This window comes from Mesorhizobium sp. M4A.F.Ca.ET.090.04.2.1 (assembly GCF_003999085.1).
In the GTDB taxonomy this organism is placed as follows: domain Bacteria; phylum Pseudomonadota; class Alphaproteobacteria; order Rhizobiales; family Rhizobiaceae; genus Mesorhizobium.
In genome coordinates this window covers 1-1,352 of sequence record NZ_RZOT01000853.1, presented here as the reverse complement: position 1 = coordinate 1,352, position 1,352 = coordinate 1, and the positions used below count along the sequence as shown (strand labels likewise).

Below are 1,352 nucleotides of genomic sequence, written 5' to 3'. Positions count from 1 at the left end.
TACAAAACGAAGCCGCTCGTCCATGATGCCAGTCTCTCGCCAAACCATCGCCGGGTCCTCCGGCGAGGGAGAAAACTGTCACCTATGCAATCGGTCCATTCTGTTACCTATCTATCCGGTTCGGACACCAGCCCCTTCGGGGAGAAGTGCCCGGCAGGGCGATGAGGGGCGGCGCCTGCTTCGACAATTAGCCCGGAATGCCTGGCGTCAGTTTTCCGGCCTTGGCCGTGGCAGTGGAATGCCGATTTTCGGGGTCGGCGCAAAAGCGCTTGCCGAGGCCGGCATGGCAGCCGCGCCAACCGGCACCGTCGAAGCCGCCACCGGCTGCTGCGGCTCGGCAGGCTGCTCGGCGGCCGCGATCGGCACGCCGTCGCCAGCGATCGGCACGCCGTCGCCGTGATAGGTTACGGCTTCCGCCGAAGGCGGATTCGGCGCGTCGAGCACCGCCCGGCATTCCTTCGGCAGGTTGGCCATCGTCATGATATCGCGCGCCTTCGGCGCGTCCGGATTCTTGTTGGGGCGCCACGGCTCCGCGGTGAACCACCATGCCAGCGGCTTGCCGCAGCCGTCATCGGCCGGCGTTGCTTCCTGCGCCTTGCAGCCGCGCGAGCCCGGCTGGCAGCCGATGCGCATGTGAAAATGATAGTCGTGGCCCCAGAACGGCCGGATCTTGCGCAGCCAGGAACGGTCGCCCTTCACCGTGTCGCACAGCTTCTTCTTGATGCCTGGATTGACCAGAATGCGCTCGACCTCAGGGTAGCTCGCCGCGCGCTTCAACAGTTGCGTGTGTCGCGTCGTCCACAGCGCGTCCTTCACCAGATGGGTCTTCTCGTCGACCATCAGGGTGGCGCTCATCGATTCGCGCTGCGCCATCGACAGCGGCCGGCTGGGCATCGGCGTCAGCCAGATGTCGGCGTCGAGGCCGATCTGGTGCGAGGCGTGGCCGGTCAGCATCGGTCCGCCGCGCGGCTGCGAGATGTCGCCGATCAGAAGGCCGGGCCAGCCGTCGGCATGCGCGTCGCGGGCCAGCTTCTCGATCAGCGCGATCATCGCCGGATGGCCCCAGCGGCGATTGCGCGAGGGGCGCATCACTTCCCAGCTCGGTCCGTCCATGGGGATGGCGACGCCGCCGGCGAAGCAGCCCTTGGAATAGAAGCCGAAGGATTGCGCCGCCGCCACGGCCGGCAGCTTCTTGGCGCCGAACAGGTCTTTTGCGCGCGGCTCGGCCGTCAGCGCGCCCGCCGCCAGCCCGGCCAGCGCAAGGATGGCCAGCGCCGCCGTCAGGAATGGCCGTCTGACGGGCAATGATCGCATCGAGGTCACCATGAAGCCGCATCCCTCTCCTGTCGCGC

General features: G+C 67.4%; 1 protein-coding gene. It reads right to left on the bottom strand.

Going from position 1 to position 1,352, the window contains the following annotated elements; all coding sequences use genetic code 11:
- Nucleotides 1-207: 207 nt before the first annotated feature.
- A complete protein-coding gene (gene mepA / locus EN781_RS32590; protein WP_126057295.1) occupies nucleotides 208-1,326 on the bottom strand; it encodes a penicillin-insensitive murein endopeptidase in 1,119 nt (372 codons plus the stop codon).
- Between the last annotated feature and the right edge of the window lie 26 nt (nucleotides 1,327-1,352).

Bases quoted from the DNA above. Each gene is read 5' to 3' on its own strand.
- mepA (WP_126057295.1), bottom strand. From the start codon at position 1,326: ATGGTGACCTCGATGCGATCATTGCCCGTCAGACGGCCATTCCTGACG.